The sequence below is a fragment of the Stenotrophomonas sp. NA06056 genome (assembly GCF_013364355.1).
Taxonomy (GTDB): domain Bacteria; phylum Pseudomonadota; class Gammaproteobacteria; order Xanthomonadales; family Xanthomonadaceae; genus Stenotrophomonas.
Window position 1 is genome coordinate 3757405 of record NZ_CP054931.1, and the last position, 22722, is coordinate 3780126.

17 protein-coding genes and 1 riboswitch are annotated in these 22722 nt (G+C 67.1%); of the genes, 10 read left to right on the forward strand and 7 right to left on the reverse strand.

All coding sequences use genetic code 11. From position 1 onward, the window contains the following. Window positions 1–24 precede the first annotated feature (24 nt). Together HUT07_RS16970 and HUT07_RS16975 are read right to left on the reverse strand one after the other, a co-directional pair. A complete protein-coding gene (locus HUT07_RS16970) occupies window positions 25–2625 on the reverse strand; it encodes a M14 family zinc carboxypeptidase (RefSeq protein ID WP_176021892.1) in 2601 nt (866 codons plus the stop codon). 64 nt (window positions 2626–2689) lie between these two features. Beyond that, window positions 2690–5329, reverse strand: coding sequence for a TonB-dependent receptor (locus HUT07_RS16975; RefSeq protein WP_176021893.1), 2640 nt, complete (start codon window positions 5327–5329; stop codon window positions 2690–2692). Window positions 5330–5524: 195 nt separating this feature from the next. Here HUT07_RS16975 and queD point away from each other — a divergent pair, with 195 nt between their 5' ends. Beyond that, on the forward strand, window positions 5525–5887 hold the full coding sequence (gene queD, locus HUT07_RS16980) for a 6-carboxytetrahydropterin synthase QueD (protein WP_108265045.1): 363 nt from the start codon (window positions 5525–5527) through the stop codon (window positions 5885–5887). A 583-nt stretch (window positions 5888–6470) separates the two neighbouring features. Here queD and asnB read toward each other — a convergent pair. After that, the gene (gene asnB, locus HUT07_RS16985; RefSeq protein WP_176021894.1) at window positions 6471–8372 is read right to left on the reverse strand and encodes an asparagine synthase (glutamine-hydrolyzing); all 1902 of its coding nucleotides are present in this window, start codon (window positions 8370–8372) and stop codon (window positions 6471–6473) included. Between the two features lie 345 nt (window positions 8373–8717). Between asnB and HUT07_RS16990 the strand changes: the two genes are divergently transcribed. Continuing rightward, window positions 8718–9407 (forward strand): winged helix-turn-helix domain-containing protein, encoded by a 690-nt coding sequence (locus tag HUT07_RS16990; protein ID WP_099821602.1) that lies wholly within the window; start codon window positions 8718–8720, stop codon window positions 9405–9407. Beyond that, entirely contained in the window at window positions 9404–10747 is a 1344-nt protein-coding gene (locus tag HUT07_RS16995; RefSeq protein WP_176021895.1) for an ATP-binding protein, read from the forward strand. The genes HUT07_RS16990 and HUT07_RS16995 overlap by 4 nt, the downstream gene beginning before the upstream one ends. Here HUT07_RS16995 and HUT07_RS17000 read toward each other — a convergent pair. Then, complete coding sequence (locus tag HUT07_RS17000; protein ID WP_176021896.1) at window positions 10744–12216, reverse strand: HAMP domain-containing sensor histidine kinase; 1473 nt, start codon at window positions 12214–12216, stop codon at window positions 10744–10746. The genes HUT07_RS16995 and HUT07_RS17000 overlap by 4 nt on opposite strands. Beyond that, window positions 12213–12932, reverse strand: a complete 720-nt coding sequence (locus tag HUT07_RS17005; protein ID WP_025878436.1) for a response regulator transcription factor — start codon at window positions 12930–12932, stop codon at window positions 12213–12215. Before HUT07_RS17005 ends, HUT07_RS17000 begins: the two co-directional genes overlap by 4 nt. A 144-nt stretch (window positions 12933–13076) precedes the next feature. Between HUT07_RS17005 and msrB the strand changes: the two genes are divergently transcribed. The 4 genes from msrB to HUT07_RS17025 all read left to right on the forward strand — a co-directional run bounded on the left by msrB (window position 13077) and on the right by HUT07_RS17025 (window position 17834). Further along, a complete protein-coding gene (gene msrB / locus HUT07_RS17010; RefSeq protein ID WP_176021897.1) occupies window positions 13077–13652 on the forward strand; it encodes a peptide-methionine (R)-S-oxide reductase MsrB in 576 nt (191 codons plus the stop codon). A gap of 2 nt (window positions 13653–13654) precedes the next feature. Then, complete coding sequence (locus tag HUT07_RS17015; RefSeq protein WP_176021898.1) at window positions 13655–15418, forward strand: cytochrome c biogenesis protein DipZ; 1764 nt, start codon at window positions 13655–13657, stop codon at window positions 15416–15418. Between the two features lie 14 nt (window positions 15419–15432). Next, window positions 15433–16170: a peptide-methionine (S)-S-oxide reductase MsrA gene (msrA, locus tag HUT07_RS17020; protein ID WP_176021899.1), complete on the forward strand. Its 738-nt coding sequence runs from the start codon at window positions 15433–15435 to the stop codon at window positions 16168–16170. A 212-nt stretch (window positions 16171–16382) separates the two neighbouring features. Continuing rightward, window positions 16383–17834, forward strand: a complete 1452-nt coding sequence (locus HUT07_RS17025) for a PLP-dependent aminotransferase family protein (protein ID WP_176021900.1) — start codon at window positions 16383–16385, stop codon at window positions 17832–17834. 212 nt (window positions 17835–18046) lie between these two features. Here HUT07_RS17025 and bioD read toward each other — a convergent pair whose 3' ends face one another. Then, window positions 18047–18730 (reverse strand): dethiobiotin synthase, encoded by a 684-nt coding sequence (gene bioD / locus HUT07_RS17030; protein ID WP_176021901.1) that lies wholly within the window; start codon window positions 18728–18730, stop codon window positions 18047–18049. A gap of 67 nt (window positions 18731–18797) precedes the next feature. Between bioD and HUT07_RS17035 the strand changes: the two genes are divergently transcribed. Continuing rightward, window positions 18798–19280 (forward strand): GAF domain-containing protein, encoded by a 483-nt coding sequence (locus HUT07_RS17035; protein WP_176021902.1) that lies wholly within the window; start codon window positions 18798–18800, stop codon window positions 19278–19280. Beyond that, window positions 19277–19639, forward strand: coding sequence for a TfoX/Sxy family protein (locus HUT07_RS17040; protein ID WP_176021903.1), 363 nt, complete (start codon window positions 19277–19279; stop codon window positions 19637–19639). Before HUT07_RS17035 ends, HUT07_RS17040 begins: the two co-directional genes overlap by 4 nt. A gap of 33 nt (window positions 19640–19672) precedes the next feature. Here HUT07_RS17040 and HUT07_RS17045 read toward each other — a convergent pair whose 3' ends face one another. Beyond that, window positions 19673–20251: a histidine phosphatase family protein gene (locus tag HUT07_RS17045; RefSeq protein ID WP_176021904.1), complete on the reverse strand. Its 579-nt coding sequence runs from the start codon at window positions 20249–20251 to the stop codon at window positions 19673–19675. 176 nt (window positions 20252–20427) lie between these two features. Beyond that, window positions 20428–20649: riboswitch (cobalamin riboswitch) on the forward strand. Between the two features lie 117 nt (window positions 20650–20766). Here HUT07_RS17045 and btuB point away from each other — a divergent pair. Next, window positions 20767–22608, forward strand: a complete 1842-nt coding sequence (gene btuB, locus HUT07_RS17050) for a TonB-dependent vitamin B12 receptor (RefSeq protein WP_176021905.1) — start codon at window positions 20767–20769, stop codon at window positions 22606–22608. The last annotated feature ends 114 nt before the right edge of the window (window positions 22609–22722 follow it).

Consider the following 22722-nt stretch of genomic DNA (forward strand, 5'->3'; position numbering starts at 1 on the left):
TGAATCAATCCGGCGCGTAATGCCTCAACCCCGCGCTTTACTCGGATTCACCAGATTCCCGAAGAAGATCGCGTTGATCAGCAAGCGGTCGGTACCATGCCAGTACTTGCGGTGCGCCGGATCATCGGCGAACAACACCACGTTGCCCTGCCCCTGCGCCGACACCAGCAGCCACGCACTGCCTGCCACTTTCGCTCGGTTGCGCTCTGACAGATAGCCATTCACCCGCGGTGGCGTGTCGATGCGCACCACCGTCGAGAACGCGTTCGCGCTCGACTGCAGCGTCACCGTGTTCTCCTTGTTGATCGCCAGCTGCCGGCGCGGAACACCAAACGCCAGCGGGTGACTGGTGTCGACATCGGCGCTGAGGATGTTGCCGCTGACTCGCTCGATCGCGGCGATATCGCGCTGGTCGCCGAATGCACGGCGGCCTTCATCAGTGGCCTCTTCGTCCTTGCCGAGCTTCTCGCCTTCGGCGAGCTTCTGTTCGATCGCCCACTTCGACGCGCTGCCGTAGGTGACCAGCGAGCCACCGGCCTGGACCCAGCGCTTCAATGCCGCCACCGCGGTCGCGTCAATGCCGGTATAGGTGCCGCCGGACAGCACGATCGTGGTGTAGCGGTCCAGCGATGCCTTGCCCAGTTGCTGCGGGTCCAGCTTGCTGGCCGGCAGGTGGAGCTGCTGGTCGAGCAGGAACCAGGCCGAGCCGATTTCGGTGGCGGCCACGCCCTCCCCCATCACCAGTGCAACGGCAGGCTTGCGCAGCGCCTTGACGCCATCGCTGCCGAGGTCGATGCCCTCGCGGCTGCGGCCACTGGACAGCACATGCACCTGCACCCCGGCATCGCGCGCGGCGGACGTAACTGCCTCAAGCAACGCCGCGCCCTGCAGTGGTTGCCCGGCCACCGGAATGACGATGCTGCCTGCGGCAAAGTCGACCTCGCCCTGTGCCGTGGACGTGGTGAACCGCTGGAAGGCGGCGCGTGCGTTCAGCCCCTTGCCCTGCAGCGCGGCCAGCGCGCGGCCAGCGTTGTAGTCGCGCCAGTCGATTGCGTAGGCGAAGCCGGCCAGGCCACCCAGCACCGCACCCTGTTCCGCCGGCAGCGTGGTCACGCGCACCCCACCGTCGATACGGCTGCGGCTGCTGGCGAAGGCCACACCGTAGGCCGGCGCGATCGCATAGCTGGTGCTGCCGTAGAACACGTCGCCCTTGATCGGCGGGGTCTCGGCGAAGATCGAATGCACCAACCGGAACTGCGCCTGCTGCACCGGCACCACGTAGGCGCTGCCCGCTTCGAAACGCTGGCCATCCACGGTGACGGCACGATCCAGCGCATGCACTTCAATCCTGTGCAGCAACAGCAGTTCCAACAGGCGTCGGGTCAATGCCGGATCATGCGCGTCGCCGAACACGAAGCTCTTCACCGGCTGCTGCGCAGCCTGCTTCAGCGCGCTCTGGAAGAAGGTTTTCTGCAGATTGAACAGGCCTTCGCGCTCGGTGACCGCACCACGCACCGTGCCCAACCCAGTGGCAACCTGGTTGCGGATGGTGAACGGGAACGTCAGCAGGCCATTCACCGATTCCTGCACGCGACCACGCGAGCTGGCCTGTTCGACGGTGACACCAACCGCGCCGTGGAAGTCCGGATAGGTCGAGCCGTACACGGGCGAGAAATTGTCGAAGTTCTCACCGGTGTAGTACAGCGACCCAAGCGCATCGAGCGCCTGGGCGTGGTACTTGGCCAGCGTCTTGTTGAAGTCGTACGACGCCGCCGGAATCAGCGGGCTATGCATGCTCTTCGGCGAGGGCTCGAAGTAATAGGTGCTGTCCTTGCCCATCTCGTGGAAGTCGATCTGCACGTTCGGGTACCACTGATGGAACACCTCCACCTTCGGACGCGAATCCTGCTGAGTCAGCGCCAGCCAGTCGCGGTTCAGATCGGTGAAGTAGTGGTTGGTGCGGCCCTGCGGGAACGGTTCGACGTGCTCCTTGTCGGCCGGATCGGCCGAGGCAGGATCGGATGCCCAGGCGTTGTGCCAGTTGGCGGCACGATCGCGGCCGTCAGGATTCTGTGCCGGGTCGAACAGCACCACCGCCTGCTGCAGCCACTGCTGCGTTTCCGCACTGCGATTGGCCACCAGGTAGTAAGCGGTCAACATCGCGGCTTCGCCGCTGGAGGTCTCGTTGCCGTGCACGCTGTAACCCAGCCACACCACCACCGGGCTGTCGCCGGCCGCGCTGCGCGGCTGCGCCGGATCGACCAGGGTCGCGTGCTGTTGGCGGATCTGTTCCAGCCGCGCGTGGTTGCCTGCAGCGGTGACGGTAGCGATCAGCAGCGGCCGGCCCTCGTAGCTGCGGCCGATCTCGCGCACGCTGATCTTGTCCGAGTGCTTGGCCAGTTCCTGGAAGTAGGCCACCAACTGGTCGTGACGGGTGTAACGACTACCGATCGGATAGCCGAGGAACTGCTCCGGCGTGGGAATGGCGGTCTCGAAGGCCGTTGCATCGGTGGTCTGCGGGAAGAAGTAAGCGCTCTGTGCATGAACCGCAGACGGCAGCGAAACGGCAACGGCGACGGCGACGGCGAGCAGCAGCTGGAAAACAGCACGGCGGTGGAAGGACACGGTGACTCCCCAGGAACATGGCAACACGGCCGGCCACACAGGGTGGCCGGCCGCGGCGGGTGGATCAGAAGCGGTAATCAAAGCCCAGCGTGAAGTAGCGGCCACGCAGGTCGTACTGGCTGAAGTCGTACGGCGCGCGGATGCCCGGGAACGAGGCGTCATACGGCGGCGTCTTGTCACCCAGGTTCTGCACCTTGGCGTACACGGTCAGGTTGTCGATGCCGGTGTAGCCCAGATACAGGTCGAACTGGTTGTAGGCGTCGACGCGATCCTGCACGGCAGCGGCGGCGGTACTGGCCTTCTGGTCGTAGCCGCTGGTGTAGTACCAGGTCAGCGCAGCGGTGTAGTCGCCGTACTTCCAGTCGAGGGTGGTAGTGGCCTTGTTCTTCGGCAGGGTGGCGCCGAGGTTGCTGCCGGCGTAATCCACCAGCGGGCCACCGACCACGGTCGGGCGACGGTAATCGCGCACGTGGGTGTAAGCCGAGGTCACGGTGAAATCACCGAAGGCGGTGGTCGGGATGCGCTGGCGCAGCTCGACGTCGATACCCGAGGTCTTCAGCTCGCTCAGGTTCTGGTAACGGTTGTAGACCGCCTGCAGCTTGCCGCGCTCATCGCGCTGCACGGCACCGGCGACGTTGTCGTTGACCAGGGTCTGGGTGTTGTTGGTACCGACCAGGTTGTCCAGTTGGATGCGGTAATAGTCGATGCTCAGGTTGGTGTTCGCCCACGGTGACAGCACCACGCCGAAGTTCACGCTCTTGGTGCGCTCCGGCTTCAGGTCGCTGTTGCCGACGGTGAAGAAGGTCGGGTTCTGCCGCGAGCCCGGCACATCCGGATCACGCGGGTCGACCACGCTGCCGTAGGCGATGCTGGTGCTGTTGGAGTTCTCCGACAGCGACGGTGCACGGAAGCCCTTCGACGCCGAAGCGCGCACCAGCAGGAAATCCAGCGGCTGCCAGCGCAGGCCGAGCTTGGGCGAGAAGGCGTCGCCGAAGTCATCGTAATGATCGGCACGGGCGGCGGCGGACAGCTCCAGGGTAGATGCCAGCGGTACATTGACCTCGGCATAGGCGGCACTGACCTTGCGCTCGCCATGCACTTCGGCAATCGCCGGGCGCACCTGCAGGCCGGCATCGATCTGCCACGGGTTGTTCGAATCAAGCTTCTCGCGGCGCCATTCGGCACCGGCGGCGAAACCGATGTCGCCAGCCCAGGTGTGGCCGAGGCTGCCGGAGATCTTCGCGTCGATGCCCTGCAGCACCGACTCGGCCGGACGCAGGGTGGCGATGTTGATCGAATCGCGCACCGACTGCGGCGTGGCCGCCGGGTTCAGCAGGTTGTAGCTGCCGGTCGCCAGTGCGTTGGCCAGTGCCCAGCGGTTGGCGAAGCCGCCGGAGACGGTTTCGCGCTCGCTGCTGCGCGCGCCGAATGCGGCCACTTCCCAGTCCCACTTCTCGGTGTTGCCACGCAGCCCGAACACACCGCGATAGGCCGTGGAGCGGTTGGTCTTGATGGTGCCGCCGAGGTCGAAGAAGGTGTATTCGATCGGGATCGCACGACCGTACGGGTTGTACGGGTTGCTGGCCGGCAGGTTGGACGACACCGGCTCGGCCAGGCCGGTCTGTGCGTTCAGTGCGAAGCGACCGCTTTCCAGAGTGAAGAACGGGCTGCTGCCGAACCAGGCCGCGCTCTTGATCTGGCTGTACAGCACTTCGCCGAACGCTTCGACGTTGTCACCGAGGCGGAAGGTGCCGTTGGCGTAGGCCTGGTAGCGCTTGGTCGAGGGAATCAGCGTGGTGAACGGGGCCTGGTTGAAGCCACAGGTATCACCGGCCAGGCCGTCCATCGGCGCGCTGGCCACGCGGGTGGTACCGGTGGGGCAGTTGCCGTTGGCATCGAGCATCGGCACTGACACGCCGTTGACGAGGTAGCGCGCGCCCTTGGCCGACCAGCCGTTCCAGCGGCCGCCGGGCTGGTCGCTGTAGATGCCGCTCTTGGTCAGGTTGCGCTCGTCCTGGTCCAGTCGCTCGCGGTTGTAGGCCTGCAGGCTGAAGAGGATGTTGTAGCCGTCCTTGTCGATGTCGCCCAGGCCACCGACGAACTTCAGGTTCTGCTCGTGCAGGCCGCCCTGGTCGGCGCCGCCGAAGCTGCCACCGACTTCAGCGCCTTCGAAGTTCTGCCGGGTGATGATGTTGACCACGCCGGCCACTGCGTCGCTGCCATACACCGCAGACGCACCATCCTTCAGCACTTCGATGCGTTCCACCGCGACCAGCGGCAGCGCGTTGAGATCGACGAAGGTGTCCGACAGGCCACCGGCCGGGAAGCCGTAGTTGGCCAGGCGACGACCGTTGAGCAGCACCAGCGTGTTCTTCTGCGAGAGACCGCGCAGACCGATGCCGGCCGAGCCCGAGGCCCAACCGTTGTTGGTGGTCTCGTTGCTGGCGTTGCCGGTGTTGGCCGAGATCGAGCGCAGCACATCGGCGACGGTGGCCTTGCCGGTCTGTTCCAGCTGCTGGCGGCCGATCACCTGCACGGGGTTGGAGGCTTCGGTATCGGCGCGCTTGATGTTGGAACCGGTGACGCGCACGGCGGCCAGGGTGCTGGCTTCGCCGCTGGCGTCGGCGGTGGTTTCGGCGGCGGCAGACAAAGGCGCGGCCAGAGCGACGGCCAGGGCCGCCACGAGCAGGGTGTGCTGGGGCATGACGATGTGGGGGAGGTAGTGGAAGGACGAGGTAAGTTCCGCAGTAGTCCATGCCCGGCCGGGTTGCGGCCAATAACATCTCTTCATACGGATATAAGAGAAACTATCATCTCTTCATCCGGATGGAAAGAATTTCTTCACGCAAAGGCAACACGAAGCCGGGCTGATCGGGCGCCCGCGGCGTACAATCGCGCCATGGAAATCTTCAAAGTCTTCATGCTCGAGGCGGCGCACCGCCTCCCCAACGTGCCGCCGGGGCACAAATGCGCGCGCCTGCACGGCCACTCCTTCCGGGTGGAACTGAAGGTGGAGGGCGAGCCGGGTGCGCAGACCGGCTGGATCATGGATTTCGGCGATGTGAAGGCGGCGTTCCAGCCGATCTACGACCGCCTGGACCACCACTACCTCAATGACATCCCCGGCCTGGAGAACCCGACCAGCGAGAATCTGGCGGTGTGGATCTGGAACGAGCTCAAGCCCATCCTGCCGGCGTTGAGCGAGATCACCGTGCACGAGACCTGCACTTCGGGCTGCCGCTACCGCGGCCCTGCGGCCTGATCAACCCCTTGATCTGAAAGGCATCAAGGCGCCCCAGACGGCGCCTTGATGATTTTTGTTGCAATGCCGCATGATCGGCGTATGCTGCATTGCATCAACGCAAATGCACGGCGGATGCGACTGGCGACAGCCACTGGCGCGACGCCCACGCTCATTGCATGGGTCCCTCCCCCCATGCAATCCGGACCCGGCAGATCCCTCCCTCTGCCGGGTCTTTTTTTGCCTGGCGTCTGGATTCTGGAGCGCCTCTTCGTCTGGACGTTCTGCGAACTGATGGGCCCCGTCGGGGCGGGTAGGGGTCTGGGCAAATGTCCCCCGGCGCCGGCCTGCGGCCGCCCCCTCCTCCTTTACTTTGCCCAGACCCCTACCCGCCCCGACGAGGCTCGGCTTGCGGCGCGCAGAAGCAGCGCTCGCGACGGCTCTTCAATGAGACGCCGACGAGCTCCGGACGCAGGGCGGAGGCCCTTGCGTGCGAAGTAAAGGGGGAGGTGACGGCCAACGGCCGGCGCCGGAGGACATTCGCACGCAAGGGTCTCCGCCCTGCGCCAGCAAGATTGGCCGCGCCCGCAAGGATCTCTGCCGGCTAGCGCCCGCGATTCCCGTGCCAGTGCTGGTACCACGCCTGGAACATCAACACGTTCCACAGGTGCGTATGCCATTTGCGCTCGCCGCGCAGGAACGCCTCCCAGATCGCGCGCACGCGCACCGCATCGAAGCAGCCCTGGTTGCGCAGCAGCTGCGGGTCGAGCAGCGCTTCCGCCCAGTCGCGCAGCGGACCGGCCAGCCAGCGCGCCATCGGCGGGCCGAAACCGCGCTTGGGGCGATAGACCAGTGGCGCAGGCAGATAGCGCGAGAGAAGATGCTTGAGGATCCGCTTGTGCTCACCGTCGTGATACTTCAGGTGCTGCGGCAGGCGCCAGGCCAGGCGCACCACCTCCATGTCCAGCAACGGTGAGCGCGTTTCCACGCCGGCCGCCATGCCGGCGCGGTCGACCTTGGCAAGAATGCCTTCGGCCAGATCCATGCGGAAATCCAGCAGCTGGATGCGCGCTTCTGCCGGCAATGCGCTGTCCTGCTGCTGGAAGATCGTCGCCGGTTCACGCGCGCCCAATACCACCTGGGTCGGTTGCCGCCAGCGGGTGACGCGTTGCAGGTAGTGCCCCTCCACATCATTGGCGGCCACTTCAGCCACCAGCGCCCGCCAACCGCCAAGACGACCCCGTTCGACGTTCAAGCGGCTGCTGCCACGCCGTGCGAGATCGCGTACCCAGTCCGGCAGGCCCCCGCACAGGCGCGCATTGCGCAACGCGCGGCCATAGCTGGGATGGCCGAAGAACAGTTCGTCGCCGCCGTCGCCGGTCAGCGCCACCGGCTTGCGCGCACCGAGCAGCTCGCTGGCCAGCAGGGTCGGCAGTTGCGAGGCATCGGCGAACGGTTCGCACCAGACCTGCGGCAAGCGCTGCAGCAGCTCCAGACCTTGCCGACTGTCCATCCGGTGCAGGTGGTGATGCACGCCCAGGTGACGGGCGACCTGCGAGGCCCAGCCGCTCTCGTCGTGACCGGGGTCGTCGAAACCCACCGTCCATGCTTCGACCGGCAACGCCGACTGCGCCTGCATCATCGCCACCACCAGCGACGAATCGGTGCCCCCGGACAGGAACGCACCACAAGCCACAGGCGAATGCATACGCGTAGCGATTGCCTGCTGCAGCACCACCTCCAACTGGTCGGTGGCCTGCTCCAGGCTGGGCGCTGGCTGCAACGGCTGCTGCAACGCTGATTGCATCGCATCGCGCGCGCACCAGTAGCGATGGCCGCCCTGCCTCGCCTGGGTTGATCCGCCGGCGGCATGGTCGTTGAGGTCCACGCGCAGCATCGCCCCGGCCACCAGCTTGTGGATACCGCGATAGATGGTGTGCGGCGCGGGCACATAGTCATGGCGCAGCAGCAGGCTCAATGCATCCTGGTCGATGCTGGGAGCGAACCCGGCGAACGCCTGCAGCGCCTTCAACTCCGAAGCGAACAGGAACTGGCCCTGGTACCAGCCGTAATACAACGGCCGCTCGCCAACCGGATCGCGCGCCAGCCACAGCTCATGTGCGTGGCGGTCCCAGACGCTGAACGCGAATGCGCCTTCGATGCGCGACAGCGCGCGCTGCACGCCCCACTCGACGATGGCCTGCAGCAGCAGGCGGGCGTCGGTGCAGCTGCCCGGCAGATCGCGCAGTTGCGACTGCAGAGCCGCTCTGTTGTAGATACGCCCATCCAGGCACAGCACGTAACGCCCGCAGCTGGAACTGAGCGGCTGCAGCGGCATGTCGGTCGGCGCACGGCAATGACCGAGGGCCAGACCTGCCTCGGCATCGGTCCAGTAACCGATGCGGCCGCGGCCACGCTGCTGCAGGGCGCGCAGCATCGGCGCCAGCTGTTGCAGCAGCTGCTCGTCGTCGGCTGGCGGCAGCCAGGCCCCGACCACGCCGCTCATCGGTGGCCTCCATGGCAAGGGCAATCCAGGAAAAGCACGGGGCAGATGGCGGACGGCATGATGGCGGCACGCGGTTGGGGAGTGCTGCCATGCTCGGCCCCGCCGCGCGCCACGTCAGTCGTAGCGCTGTCAGCGACCGTCACCGCAGGCGCGCCTTGCGTAACGTTTTGTAACGAGGCGATTGCTACCCTGCAGCCAAGTCCTTGCTTGGCATGAGGCCCGGCCCGTGTGCCAGCAACCCCGGCTGAATGGCGCCCGCCCCTTGGACCCGGGCGGCCCGACAGCTGGGATAGCATCGCCGCGCTCGTGCCACGGCGGTACGGAAGCGCCCCGGAGGCCTTGTAAATGCTGGATATCGTACTGGTTGAAGACGACGCTCGGCTGGGCACGATGGTCAGCGACTACCTGCAGCGCCACGGTTACCAGGTCGCCCATGAGCGCTGTGGCCAGCGCGCGATTGCCCGGATCCTCAGCGAGAAGCCGGCGCTTGTCCTGCTCGACATCGGCCTGCCGGGCCAGGATGGTTTCGAAGTGTGTCGGCAGATCCGGCCCCACTATGACGGCATCATCTGCGTGCTGAGCGCCCGTACCGACAACATCGACCAGGTGCTGGGGCTGGAACTGGGCGCCGACGACTACATCGGCAAGCCGATCGAACCGCGGGTACTGCTTGCCCGGCTGCGCGCCCATCTGCGCCGCCACCGCCGGGTCGAGCCACGCGATGAAGCGCTGCGTTTCGGTGAACTGAGCATTGATCCGTCCACCCGCAACGTGCATCTGCAGGGCCGCCTGCTGGAGCTGACCACCGCCGAATTCGACCTGCTGTTCCTGCTGGCCGGCAACGCGGGCCAGATCCTGGACCGCGATGCGCTGCTGCGCGGCCTGCGCGGCATCGCCTTCGACGGCCTGGACCGCTCGATCGATGCGCGCATTTCACGCCTGCGGCGCAAGCTGGGCGACAACCCGGAACAGCCCGAGCGGATCAAGACCGTGCGCGGCCGCGGCTACCTGTTCAGCCGATCGGCATGGGGATGAAGCGCCCGTCTTCGGCCATGCGTGGCCACGCCTTCCACTTCCTGCGCTATGGCATCGGCTTCCTGGTCGCCCATCTGCTGCTGATCGTCGCCGGGTTGTGGGCCTGGGATGCGCTGCTGGAAGACCGCACCGAGGCCAGCCTGCAGGCGGAAATGCGCGGGCCGCACGCGATGCTGCAGCATCGTTTCGCCGAAACACCCGCTGCGCAGTGGCCCGCGCTGACGCGCCAGCTCGACAGCGATTTCGCCTATCCGCTGCAGATGATGCCGTTGACCGAGGCGGCCGCGATACTGCCGGCGAAACAGCGCCAGGGCCTGTACAACGGCCACGTGCAGATCGAGCTGGACAGCATGCGCAGCCTGCAGCGCGTCGGCAACAGCAGCAGTGCGCTGATTCTGGGACCGTTGGACCAGGCCCTGCCCGAGGAAGGCTGGCAGGACAGCGAGGCCTCTGGTGTGGCCATCATCCTGCTGATCCTGATGGTGGCAGTGGCCTTGCCGATGTACGTGATGGTCTACCGGCTGTGGCGCGATGTCTCGCAGCTGGCGCAGACCGCGCGACGGATGCGTGATGGCCAGCTCGACAGCCGCGCGCCACGTGCCGGTACCGCGCTGGTGCGGCCGTTGGCCAAGGCGTTCAACCACATGGCCGAGCAGCTGCAGCTGTTGCTGGAAAGCCAGCGCGTGCTGGCCCAGGCCGTGGCGCATGAAGTACGCACGCCGCTGGCGCGGATGCGCTTCGGCCTGGCCGATCTGGAAGACACCGGACTGGATGACGCCCAGCGCGATGCGCTGTCCGGGCTGCGCATCGATGTGGACCGGCTGCAGCACCTGACCGACGCCGGCGTCGAATACGCCGCGCTCGGCCGCTGCCATCAGCTCACCCGCCAGCGCCTGCAGCTGGCTGCACTGGTACGCGGCGTCGTCGACCAGTTAGCACCGCTGACGATCCCGATACAGCAGGACCTGTCGCCGGCAGGGCTGGTCAACGTCAACCGGCACATGCTGGAACTGGCGCTGCGCAACCTGCTGGGCAATGCGCTGCGCTATGCGCGCCGGCAGATCCGCATTGTCAGCACGCTCAACGAGGGATGGCTGTGCCTGCAGGTGGAGGATGACGGCCCCGGCATCGCTGTCGAACTGCGCAGCCAGGTGCTGCAGCCCTATGTGCGACTGGACCAGGCCAGCCCGGGCTTCGGGCTGGGGCTGGCGCTGGTGCAGGTGGTGGCGGACAAGCATCGCGGCCACGTGGAAGTGGCCGATTCGGCGCTCGGTGGCGCCTGCATCCGGCTGCTGCTGCCGATGGAAAGCGGTGTCGCGCCACCGGCAGAAGACATCTAGTTCGTCTCGGCATCCGCGCGTGGCAGGGCGAACACGAACAGCGCGCCCTGTTCGCTGTCGCGCAGTTCGATACGGCGACCATGCAGCTGCACGATGCGCTGCACGATCAGCAGGCCGAGCCCGCCGTTTTCGCCACGCTGCGCGCCCAGTGCGGCCGGTGCCTGGAACAGTTGCTCCCGCATCGCCGGCAGCACGCCGGGGCCATCGTCCTGCACCGCAACCTGCACGCTGTCGGGCAGCGCGGACAGCTGCACCTGCACGCGGCCACCGTCCGGCGCATGCCGCAGCGCGTTGTCGAGCAGGTTGGTCAGCACGCGCTCCACAAGTCCCAGATCGGCACGCACCAACGGCAGGCCCGGCGGGAACTCGGCATGCAGGCGCTGCCCACGTGCCTGCGCGGCCAGTTCGAATTTCTGCAGCACGTCCTGCAACAGCTCGGGCAACGCGAACACTTCCCACTCCAGCCGCACTTCACCGTGTTCCAGCCGCGCCAGTTCAAACAGCGCGCGGGCAAGACGGCCGACCTTGGCGCTCTGCGCCAGCGCGATACCGAGATAGCGACGGCGCTCCTGCGGCGACAGCGTGGCTTCCTTCAGCGCCAGCGTTTCCAGGTAACCATGCAGCGAGGACAACGGCGTGCGCAGGTCATGCGAGATGTTGGCCACCAGTTCGCGGCGCTGCAGGTCCTGCTGGCGCAGCTGCTGCCATTGTTCGCCCAGCCGTTGTGCCATCTGCGCGTGGGCATGTTCGAGGATCTTCAGCTCATCGCGCTCGCCCGCGCGCAGCGGTACCGGCGCGGGCAGCGGCGTCGGCGCGTCGATGTCGAAGGCCTGTATGCGCCGGGTGACCTGGCGCAGCGGCCGGGTCACCCAATAGAAGGCCACCAGGCCGGCAAGCAGGCCCAGCCCGCCTATCAACAGCACCGACCACAGGGTGGTGTGCCATTGGCTGCCAGCGGCGAGATCATCGGCCAGCATCTGCCGGTGTTCGCCCACCAGCACCACGTACACGTAGCCCGCCTGCCGCCCCTGCACCACCAGCGGCGCGACGCTGAACACCTTGCGGCCATCAGTACTGCGCGGATCGTCACCGAGGATCGGCAGCGGCGCACCGGACAGCAGCCGTCGCAGCGGCGCTACATCCACCTGGTTGCGCATCAGATGGCCGCTGGGCGCATCGTGGCCAAGGATGCGACCCTGCTCATCCAGCAGGTACACCTCGACACTGGGATTGACCGCCATCAGCTGGCCGAACAACGCGCGCACCGCTGCATCGCGCATGCCGCTGGTGTCCATCAGCTCGCTGCGCTGGGCGATGTGCTCGGCCAACCCCAGCGACAGGCGCTGCACCACTTCCTGCTCATGCCGGGTATTGGTGCGCATCTGCCAGGCCAGCAACGCCATGCAGCACGTCAGCATCAGCGCCGACATCACCAGCGCCAGTTTCTGCCACAGGTTCGGTTTGATCATGCTGCCGCCCCGGCCGGGTCGACCAGCTTGTAGCCGCGCCCCCACACCGTCAGCAGACGCCGTGGGTTGCCCGGATCGGTTTCGATCTTGCTGCGCAGGCGGTTGATGTGGGTGTTGACCGTGTGCTCGTACCCATCGTGCTGGTAGCCCCAGACCTGGTTGAGCAGTTCCATCCGCGCAAATACCTGGTCCGGGTGGCGGGCGAAGAACAGCAGCAGTTCGAACTCACGCGGGGTCAGTTCCAGTGCATTGCCATCGACGGCGGCCGTACGCGCGACCGGGTCCAGGCGCAGCCCACCCAGTTCGATCGCCCCGGCATCGATGCGCGCGTTCTGTGCCATGGCTTCGGCACGGCGCAGCAGCGCGCGTACGCGTGCCACCAGCTCCGGCATCGAGAACGGTTTGGCCAGGTAGTCGTCCGCGCCCAGTTCCAGGCCGACGATGCGCTGGGTTTCGCTGCCGCGCGCACTGATGATGATGATCGGCACATAGCGCGCCATCGCGCGTGCACGCTGGCAGACCTGCAGGCCGTCCACGCCCGGCAGCATCACGTCCAGGACCAGCGCGTCCCACGGGCCTTCCTGTTCGATCAGGCGCAGGCCAGCATCGCCGCTGGCGGCGTGCGCGACTTCATAACCCTCATCACCCAGGTGCATGCGCAGCAGGTCGGCGATATGGGCATCGTCTTCAACGATGAGGACACGTTTGGCGGACATCGGCAGGTTCAGGCCAGCGGGGAAGCTGCCCGCATTGTGGCGCGGGAGCGGCGCGGATACCTCACGAAAAATTGAATCCTGCGTGAGGATTCGTTGACCGGAGGGGGCGCAGGATGGCCCCGTCGCCCCTTCCCGGAGTCCGCCATGTCCCTCACCCGCCGCCACCTGCTGGGCCTGGGCGGTGCTGTCACTGCCGCCGGCCTGCTGGGACTTGGCGCGTGCAGCCGTGCTACCCCCGCCGCTGCCGAGGCACGGCCTTCGCGACCGTTCGAGGTGACCCGCAGCGATGCCGAGTGGCGCCGGTTGCTGAGCCCGGCGCAGTACGCCGTGCTGCGCCAGCAGGCTACCGAACGCCCCGGGAGCAGCCCGCTGAACAAGGAACACCGGCAGGGTACGTTCGCCTGCGCCGGCTGCGCGTTGCCACTGTTCTCGTCATCCACCAAGTTCGAGAGCCACACCGGCTGGCCCAGCTTCTGGGCACCGCTGCACAACGCCATTGGCGAGGATCGCGACACCACCTTCGGCATGTTGCGGGTGGAGGCACATTGCCGCCGTTGTGGCGGCCATCTCGGCCACGTGTTCAACGACGGCCCGCGCCCGACCGGACTGCGCTACTGCATGAACGGCGCCGCGATGGTGTTCACGCCCGGGGCTGCACAGCAGGACGCCGCTGGCGACTGGCGTGTGCCGCTGGGTTCTTCCCCCACTTCGGGAGCGTGATGATGCTGCTGTTGCTGCTTGCCTATCTCGGGGGCGTGCTGACCCTGCTCAGCCCGTGCATCCTGCCGGTGCTGCCGTTCGTGTTCGCACGCGCTGATCGTCCGTTCCTGCGCAGCACCCTGCCACTGCTGCTGGGTATGGCGCTGACCTTCACCGTGGTCGCCAGCCTGGCGGCGGTCGGCAGCCAGTGGGTGGCACAGGCCAACCAGATCGGCCGCTGGGTGGCGCTGGTGCTGATGGCTGTGTTCGCCATCGCGCTGTTGTGGCCGACCCTGGCCGACCATCTGCTGGCGCCGTTCCAGCGCATCGGTGCGCGCCTGAGTGCGCGTGCTGACGCTGCTGATGCGGCCGGCCGCGGCGGTGCCTGGACCTCCCTGCTGATCGGCATCGCCACGGGCCTGCTGTGGGCACCCTGCGCCGGTCCGATTCTGGGCCTGGTGCTGACCGGTGCCGCCCTGAACGGTGCCAGTGTCGGCACCAGTTCACTGTTGCTGGCTTACGCACTGGGCGCTGTCACTGCACTGGCGCTGGCTGTGTGGGTCGGCGGCCGCGTGTTCCGCGCACTGCAGGCCCGGCTCGGCCTGGGCAATGTGGTGCGCCGCGTGTTGGGCGTGGCCGCGTTGCTGGCGGTGGTGGCGATCGGGCTGGGCTGGGACACCGGCCTGCTGACCCGTCTGTCCGCGGTCAGTACCGCACGCATCGAACAGGGCCTGCTGGATGCCGTGCCCAATGCGCAGCCCGCCGCACCGCCGATGATGATGATGGCGGCCGGCCAGGCAGACACACCGCTGCCGGTGGAGGGCACCCTGCCCGCGCTGGACGGCGCCACCGGCTGGCTCAACAGCCCGCCGCTGAGTGCCGAGCAGCTGCGTGGCAAGGTGGTGCTGATCGATTTCTGGACCTACTCCTGCATCAACTGCCTACGTGCGATGCCGTTCGTGCACGAGTGGGCGCAGCGCTACCGTGACCATGGTTTGGTGGTGGTGGGCGTGCATACGCCGGAGTTCGCGTTCGAGCGCGACCCGCGCAATGTGATGAAGGCCGTGCAGCAGCTGAAGGTCGAGTACCCGGTCGCGCTCGACAATCAGTATGCGATCTGGCGCGCGTTCAACAACCGCTATTGGCCAGCGCACTACTTCATCGATGCGCAGGGCAACATCCGCGGCCACCAGTTCGGCGAGGGCAACTACGCGCACTCCGAGCAGGTCATCCGACGCCTGCTGGTGGAAGCCGGCCAGACCGACCTGCCACCGCCTGCAGACCCCGCTGCGGCCGACCTGCAGGGCGTAGCCACGCAGGCCGACATGGGCAACCTGCGCTCGCCGGAAACCTACCTGGGCCACGCACGTGCCGAGCAGTTCGCCTCGCCGGGCGGGCAGCGCGCCGACGCAGTATCCGGCTACACGCTGCCGTCCACCCTCGCGCTGAACCAATGGGGCCTGTCCGGACAGTGGCGGGTCAACGATGAAGCGGCACAGCTGCAGCAGGCCGGTGGGCGCATCGCCTTCCAGTTCCATGCCCGCGACCTGCACTTGGTGCTGGCACCCGGCGAGGAGGGAAAACCGGTGCGCTTCCGCGTGCTGCTTGATGGCAAGCCACTGCCGGCGGCCGATGCCGGCGCCGACGTGGCTGCCGATGGCACCGGCACCGTCAACGAACACCGCCTGTACCAGCTGATCCGCCAGCGCGGCACGGTCGGTCCACATCGCTTCGAGATCGAATTCCTCGACGCAGGCGTGCAGGCCTACGCCTTCACCTTCGGTTGAACCGGGAGCACCTGATGAAACTCTCCTTCGAACAGGGTATTGCCGCCGGCGTCGCCGGCCTGGTTGCCACCGCGTTGATCGCTGGCGTACTGCTGGTGGACCACAGCGCGATCGCCGCGCCGACCGAGCCCACGGCGCAGCTGCAGGCGCTGCCTGTACCCAGCGGCGACGCGGCGTTCCGCGATGACGCCAGCCACGCCAGCGTGGTCTTCGCCGGTGGCTGTTTCTGGGGCGTGCAGGGCGTGTTCCAGCACGTGAAAGGGGTGAGCAACGCGGTGTCCGGTTACATCGGAGGCAGTGCCAGCGATGCCCGCTATGAACGCGTCAGCGGGGGCCGCACCGGCCACGCCGAAGCGGTGAAGGTGGACTACGATCCGCGCCAGGTCAGCTATGGACAGCTGATGCAGGTGTTCTTCTCAGTGGTGCACGACCCGACCCAGCTCAATCGCCAAGGGCCTGACCACGGCAGCCAGTACCGCTCGGCGATCTTCGTCGATGATCCGCGCCAGCAGGCAGCAAGCCGCGCCTACATCGGCCAGCTTGGCCAGGCAGGCAGCTACCGCGCGCCAATCGTTACCCAGGTGGGTAGTGGCCAACGCTTCTACCCGGCCGAGAGCTACCACCAGAACTACATGAGCAACTACCCGCAGGCCGCGTACATCCGCTACTACGACGCCCCCAAGCTGGCCGCGTTGGGCAAGCAGTTCCCAGCGTTGTACCGCCGCGATCCGGCGCTGGTCCCCATGCGCTGACACCGCTCTTCTGTAGAGCCGAGCCCATGCTCGGCTGCTGTTGGCCGAAGAGCAGCCGAGCATGGGCTCGGCTCTACACACAAGAAAAAAAACGCACGGCCATTCAGCCGTGCGCTTGGAAAGTATCGACCGGGCCCCGATCAGGCCCGGCCGACAACGACATGCTAGGCTCGCCGGCATCATGGGTACAGAACCAGATGCGGGTCGAGTCGATGGATACAGAAGACACCACCACAATGATCCCACCCCGCTACCAGCGGCTGTCGGACGAGCTGGCCGAGGCGATCCATGGCGGGCGCCTGCCGGTCGGCAGCCGGTTGCCCTCGCTGCGGCAGATGGCTTCGCAGCGCCAGCTCAGCCTGAACACCGTGATTGCAGCCTATCGCCAGCTGGAAGACGCAGGATTGGTCATTCCGCGGCCGAAGGCTGGCTTCGAAGTCGCGCCGCGACTGTCGGCACCGCAGCGATCGCTGCGCGATACGCCGTCAGCACCCACTGCACCGCTGCAGCAGGTGCTGATGGCGCGCGTGCTGGAAGCACAGCGACGCCCAGGCGTGGTCGACCTCGCTTTTGCCGGCCCGCGCGGACGGCAGTTCTACCCGGGCGCACAACTGGCCCGGCACACCGCGCAGGTACTGCGCCATGGCCAGCAGACTGTGGAAACCTACGCCCGCCCCAACGGGTCGCAGCGCCTGCTGGCGCAGATCGTGCGGCGTGGCCCACGGCTGGGCCTGCATACCCACGCCGAGCGCCTGCTGCTGACCCATGGCGCGATGGAGGCACTGCAGCTGGCCCTGCGTGCGGTGACCCAGGCCGGTGATGCTGTCGGCATCGAGGCACCCTCGTACTTCAATCTGTACCCCTTGCTGACCACGCTCGGCCTGCAGCCGATCGAACTGCCCACCCATCCGCAGCATGGGCTGGACGTGGATGCACTGGAAGCACTGCTGGAGCACACACCGCTCGCGGCGCTGGTGGTGATGCCAACCGTGCACAACCCGCTGGGCTGCACGATGCCCATCGCTGACAAGCAACGCCTGGCCGAACTGGTCAACGCACGCCAGCTACCGCTGATCGAAGACGCGGTGTATGCCGAACTGCAGTTCTGCGAACCACCGGCCCCCTTGTTGAAGGCCTTCGACCGCGATGGCTGGGTGATGGTGGTCGGTGGCTTTTCGAAGACGCTGGCACCGGACTACCGGATCGGCTGGCTCGATGGCGGACGCTTCGCCGAACGCATCGCGCTGCTCAAATTCCAGTCCACCGGCGGCGAACCGCAGCTGCTCGGCGATGCAGTGGCGGCCTACCTGGAAGCAGGCAGTTACGAGCACCACCTGCATCGCATGCGCCGGTTGTACCGCGAGCAGGTCGGTCGCCTACGGCAACTGGTGGCCGAACACTTCCCGGCCGGCACCCGCGCCACCGAACCGCAGGGAGGGTTCCTGCTATGGCTGGAAGTGCCGGGCGTGGATACCCGGGAATTGTTCGAGCGCGCACTGGCAGAGGACATCGTGTTCATGCCGGGCCAGGTGTATTCGCGTGGCGCGCGATACCGGCATTGCCTGCGGTTGTCGTGTTGCCAGACCCTGGACGCGCGCTTCATCGGTGCGGTGGAACGGTTGGGTGCGATTGCGCGGGAGCTGGCGGCACACCGGCTTCTGTAGAGCCGAGCCTGCGCTCGGCTGCTTTTCGCCGTTGCCCCACACTGAGCCGAGCATGGGCTCGGCTCTACACGGAGCAGATCAATCGAGCAGATGCGGCAGCCGTCTCCAGGCTGATGGCACGCAAGCTTCTGTAGAGCCGAGCCTGCGCTCGGCTGCTTTTCGCCGCAGCCGCGCGCTGAGCCGAGCATGGGCTCGGCTCTACACGGAGCAGATCAATCGAGCAGATGCGTGCTCAATGCTTTGCCATCGGCACGGGCCAGATGCGGCAGCCGTCCCCAGCAAGGCATCGGCAGACGCTGCTGCAAGGTCGCAAAGTTCTCATCCTGGCGCTGCATCGAAGGATCGATGTGGTTGCCGATCCAGCCCAGGCAGTCCACATCACTGGCCTGCAGCGATTGCGCGGTCAACCGCGCATGGTTGACGCACCCCAGGCGCATGCCGACCACCAGCACCACCGGCAGCCGCAGCGCTCGCACCAGATCAAGCTGGTCCAGCTGCGCCGACAGCGGTGCCATCCAGCCGCCCACGCCTTCCACTACCACCACGTCGGCCTGCGCGCGCAGGCGTTCGAAGGCCGCCACGATCGGTGCCAGTTCAATGCGCACGCCATCTTCTGCAGCTGCCAGCTCCGGCGCCAGCGGCTGGCGCAATGCGTAGGGGTTCAGATCGGCGTAGTCCGGCACCGGCAGGCTGGCGGCCTGCAGTGCCAGCGCGTCGTCGTTGCGCAGCCCCTGCCCCAGATCATGGCTGCCGCTGGCCACCGGTTTCATGCCCACCGCGCGCAGGCCGCGCCGGCGCAGCGCGTGCAGCAGTGCGGTACTGGCGGCGGTCTTGCCGATCTCGGTATCGGTGCCGGTAACGAACAGCGCCGTCGGCAACGTGGCAGGCAGGGACATTACAGGCTCCAGCGGGGCAACAGGGGCTGCATTATCGCTGGCCCGGCACGCTTGCTAGACTGCGGCCATGTTCACCAACGCCTCGCTCACCGGCAGCAAGCCGGAACAATACGCCCAGCTGCTGGAACAGGCCCGTGGCCTGGTCTACGGCGAGTCCGACCGCATCGCCAATGCGGCCAACCTCGCTGCGCTGGTCTACCACGCCCTGCCCGACCTGAACTGGGTGGGCTTTTACCTGTACGACGGCAAGGAACTGGTGGTCGGTCCGTTCCAGGGCCTGCCGGCCTGCGTGCGCATTCCGCTGGACAAGGGCGTGTGCGGTGCGGCCGCCAGCCAGCGCGTGACCCAGCGCATCGAGGACGTGGAGGCCTTCCCCGGCCATATCGCCTGCGATGCAGCATCGCGCTCGGAGCTGGTGGTTCCATTGATCCGGGATGATCAACTGATCGGTGTGTTCGATATCGACAGCCCGGTTGTCGGCCGCTTCGATGCTGAGGACCAGGCCGGTCTGGAAGCCATCGCCCGCGTGTTCGTCGGGGCGTTGCCGTGAGCGCGGTCAAGCTGCGCAACATCGGCCCGAAGAGCGCGGCATGGCTGCGCCAGGTGGGCCTGCGCAGCCGTGAGGACCTGGTTGCCCTCGGTGCCGTCGGCGCCTTCGTCAAGGTCAAGCGCGCCGGCTTCAAACCCAGCCTCAACCTGCTGTATTCGCTGGAAGGTGCGCTGCTGGACTGCCATTGGCAGGAACTGAGCGAACCGCAGCGCACTGCACTGGTGCAGGACTACGAAGCACGTATCGCCGTGCATCCGCTGAAGGCGGCAGGTCCGGCATCGGGCCCGGTGCATGAGCAGCGCTTCGACGCCGAGGACGACGGCGAAGAAAGCACGGCCGAAAGCGCCGGCGAGGATTGATCGGTAGCGCCGGGCCATGCCCGGCGAATGCGCTCAGGGCTGCTGCAGCTCCAGCAGCTCGCCCACCAGCCCGGTTTCACCACGCTCGACCCGCACGCGCAGGCGCGTGCCGTGGTCGATGCGCAGCGCCCAGCACAGCGACATCGGCAAGCCACACACCTGCGACAGCACCATGCGCAGCGGACCGCCGTGGCTGACCACTACCGTCGGCGGCGCGTCGTCGTCGTCCAGCAGCCGATCCAGCGCGCGCGCGATGCGCCGTTCGAAGTGGCCCCAGCTCTCGCCATGCGGCGGCGGAAACGCATGCGGATCCGCGTGGAAGGCGGCCAACGCGTCTTCCGGCAGATCGAACAGCGATTGGCCATCCCAGTCGCCGAAATCCAGCTCTTCCCACTCCTCGTCGGCCTCCACGTCCAGCGCGCGTGGTGTGGCCAGTGCCATCGCCGTATGCAGCGAGCGCAGGCGCGGCGAACTGATCACCCGTTCCCACGATTGCCCGGCATAGGCATCGACCAGCTCCTGCGGCAGGCGGGCCAGCTGCGGCGGATCGCTGCGGCCATCGAGGAACTCATCACGACCGTTGCCGGCATGGCGGACCAGGTCGAGGATCATGCGCGTGCCCAGTACGGGCGGCGCGGGAACAGCGGGAAACTGACGGACATCGGCAACGGCACCACGATAATTCGAGCTGCATTCTAGGCGCTGGCGCAGGCCCACTGCACCGTCCGGGTGCATCCGCGCCGGATCAATCGCGCAGGTTCCCCGCTACGGGCCGGCCGCGATGCCGTAGACTGCGCGCACTTCCAGGTGACCTGCGGCCCTGCCGGCAGGTTGAAACGGGAAGCCGGTGACGCGTGACAACACGCCATGCCGGCGCTGCCCCCGCAACGGTAAGCACGTCAGTTCCAGGCATCCCGCCACTGTGCCGCAGGCATGGGAAGGCGCTTGGACGGTGGCCTCGAGCCACCCGGCGGCGAGCCCGGAGACCGGCCCGGAAGCCTCAGGTCGCGATGCGGTGGGCATGGCGCTGGATGTCTGTGGCGATGGCCGCGGCATCGGCGCGTGCCTGCCTGTTGCGACTCCTCCCCTTCGCTGCGCGGGCGTGCGCGGCACCTGGAGTCCCCCCGATGAAACTGCAGTCCCGAATGCTGTCCCTGGCTGTGTTGGCCGCTCTTCCCGCGTTGGCCCTGGCCGAAGATGGCGCTGCCGATCTCGATCAGGTGCTGGTCACCGCCACCCGCACCCCGATCGCCCTGCAGGACAGCATCGCGCCTGCACAGGTGATCGACCGTGCACAGATCGAATCCAGCCAGGCCACCTCCCTGCAGGAACTGCTGCAGGGCCGCGCCGGCATCAACCTGACCAATGCCGGTGGCCTGGGCAAGCAGAGCTCGCTGTTCCTGCGTGGCACCAATTCCTCGCATACGGTGGTGCTGGTCGATGGCGTGCGCATCAACAGCGCCGACCTCGGCCTGGCGATGTACCAGGATCTGCCGCTGGCGCAGATCGAGCGCGTGGAAATCGTGCGCGGCCCGCAGTCCAGCCTGTACGGCGCCGATGCCATCGGCGGCGTGATCCAGATCTTCACCCGCCACAACCAGGGCGACTTCGCTCCGCACTTCCAGCTGGGGGGCGGCAGCAATGGCCTGCGTGAGGCCAGCGGCGGCATCGGCGGTGGCACCGAACGCGGTTGGTTCGGCGCCGACATCGCCTACCAGCATTCGGACGGCATCGATGCCTGCCGCGGCTCGGCCACGCTGTCTGCCGGCTGCTTCGCCGATGAACCCGACCGCGACGGCTATCGCAACCTGTCCAAGAGCCTGCGTGGTGGTTACAACCTCAACGACCAGTGGACCGTGGAAGGCAGCGCGCTGCGCGCCGACGGCGAGAACCACTACGACGGCTACTACAACTACTCCGAGACCCGCGAGCAGGTGCTGGCCGGCAAGGTGCGCTACACCCCGTCCGAGCAGCTGACGCTGACCGCCAATGTCGGCCGCAGCGACAACGAGTCCGACAACTTCGGCGACTTCGGTGCACGCGGCAGTGCACAGACGCACCGCGACAGCGCCTCTCTGCAGGCTGACATCGGTGTTGCCGAAGGCCAGCTGCTCAGCGCCGGCGTGGACTGGAGCGAGGACAACCTGGACGGCAGCAGCGCCGGTTACCTGGTCGACAGCCGCCGCAATACCGGCGTGTTCCTGCAGTATCAGGCGCGCTTCGGCCGTCACCAGCTGCAGGCCAGCGCGCGCAATGACGACAACCAGCAGTTTGGCAACCACGCCACCGGCAGCCTCGGCTGGGCGATGGAGCTGGGCCACGGCCTGCGTGTCAACGCCAGCTACGGCACCGCGTTCAAGGCGCCGACCTTCAGCGACCTGTACGACCCGTGGAGCGGCGTGCCGACGCTGGACCCGGAGACGTCCAAGAGTGCCAACCTCGGCATCTCGCAGCAGGGCCAGGGCTGGCGCTGGGGCCTGGACGTGTACGAGACCCGCATCGATGACCTGATCACCTATGACGCGGCCACCTTCCGCATGCAGCAGGTCGAGAAGGCACGCATCCGCGGTGCGGAACTGACCGGCGGCGCCACCGTGGCCGGCTTCGACATCAACGCGCAGCTGAGCTTCACCGACCCGCGCAACCGCACCAATGGCAGCGCGCAGTTCGACAACTGGCTGGCACGCCGCGCGCAGCAGACTGCGCGTCTGGACATCGACCGCCGCTTCGGCGACTTCCGCACCGGTCTGACTGTGCAGGGCGCGGGCAAGCGCTACGACGATGCCGCCAATGCGGTGAAGGTCGGCGGCTACGGCACGCTGGATCTGCGCGCCGAATATGCGCTGACCCCGGCATGGTCGGTGCTGGCGCGGGTGGCCAATGTGTTCGACCGCGCGTACGAGACCGTGGCGTGGTTCAACCAGCCGGGCCGCGAGTACCAGCTGAGCGTGCGTTACCAGCCGAAGTGAAAAAACGCGCCGGGCATTGCCCGGCGCCTCCTGACGCCATTGACGCATGGCGTCGATCTACGTGCAGAGCCGGGCCCATGCTCGGCTCAGGCATCGAAGCAGCCGAGCGCCGGC

Bases quoted from the DNA above. Each gene is read 5' to 3' on its own strand.
- HUT07_RS16975 (WP_176021893.1), bottom strand. From the start codon at position 5,329: ATGCCCCAGCACACCCTGCTCGTGGCGGCCCTGGCCGTCGCTCTGGCC.
- queD (WP_108265045.1), top strand. From the start codon at position 5,525: ATGGAAATCTTCAAAGTCTTCATGCTCGAGGCGGCGCACCGCCTCCCC.
- asnB (WP_176021894.1), bottom strand. From the start codon at position 8,372: ATGAGCGGCGTGGTCGGGGCCTGGCTGCCGCCAGCCGACGACGAGCAG.
- HUT07_RS16990 (WP_099821602.1), top strand. From the start codon at position 8,718: ATGCTGGATATCGTACTGGTTGAAGACGACGCTCGGCTGGGCACGATG.
- HUT07_RS16995 (WP_176021895.1), top strand. From the start codon at position 9,404: ATGAAGCGCCCGTCTTCGGCCATGCGTGGCCACGCCTTCCACTTCCTG.
- HUT07_RS17000 (WP_176021896.1), bottom strand. From the start codon at position 12,216: ATGATCAAACCGAACCTGTGGCAGAAACTGGCGCTGGTGATGTCGGCG.
- HUT07_RS17005 (WP_025878436.1), bottom strand. From the start codon at position 12,932: ATGTCCGCCAAACGTGTCCTCATCGTTGAAGACGATGCCCATATCGCC.
- msrB (WP_176021897.1), top strand. From the start codon at position 13,077: ATGTCCCTCACCCGCCGCCACCTGCTGGGCCTGGGCGGTGCTGTCACT.
- HUT07_RS17015 (WP_176021898.1), top strand. From the start codon at position 13,655: ATGCTGCTGTTGCTGCTTGCCTATCTCGGGGGCGTGCTGACCCTGCTC.
- msrA (WP_176021899.1), top strand. From the start codon at position 15,433: ATGAAACTCTCCTTCGAACAGGGTATTGCCGCCGGCGTCGCCGGCCTG.
- HUT07_RS17025 (WP_176021900.1), top strand. From the start codon at position 16,383: ATGGATACAGAAGACACCACCACAATGATCCCACCCCGCTACCAGCGG.
- bioD (WP_176021901.1), bottom strand. From the start codon at position 18,730: ATGTCCCTGCCTGCCACGTTGCCGACGGCGCTGTTCGTTACCGGCACC.
- HUT07_RS17035 (WP_176021902.1), top strand. From the start codon at position 18,798: ATGTTCACCAACGCCTCGCTCACCGGCAGCAAGCCGGAACAATACGCC.
- HUT07_RS17045 (WP_176021904.1), bottom strand. From the start codon at position 20,251: ATGATCCTCGACCTGGTCCGCCATGCCGGCAACGGTCGTGATGAGTTC.
- btuB (WP_176021905.1), top strand. From the start codon at position 20,767: ATGAAACTGCAGTCCCGAATGCTGTCCCTGGCTGTGTTGGCCGCTCTT.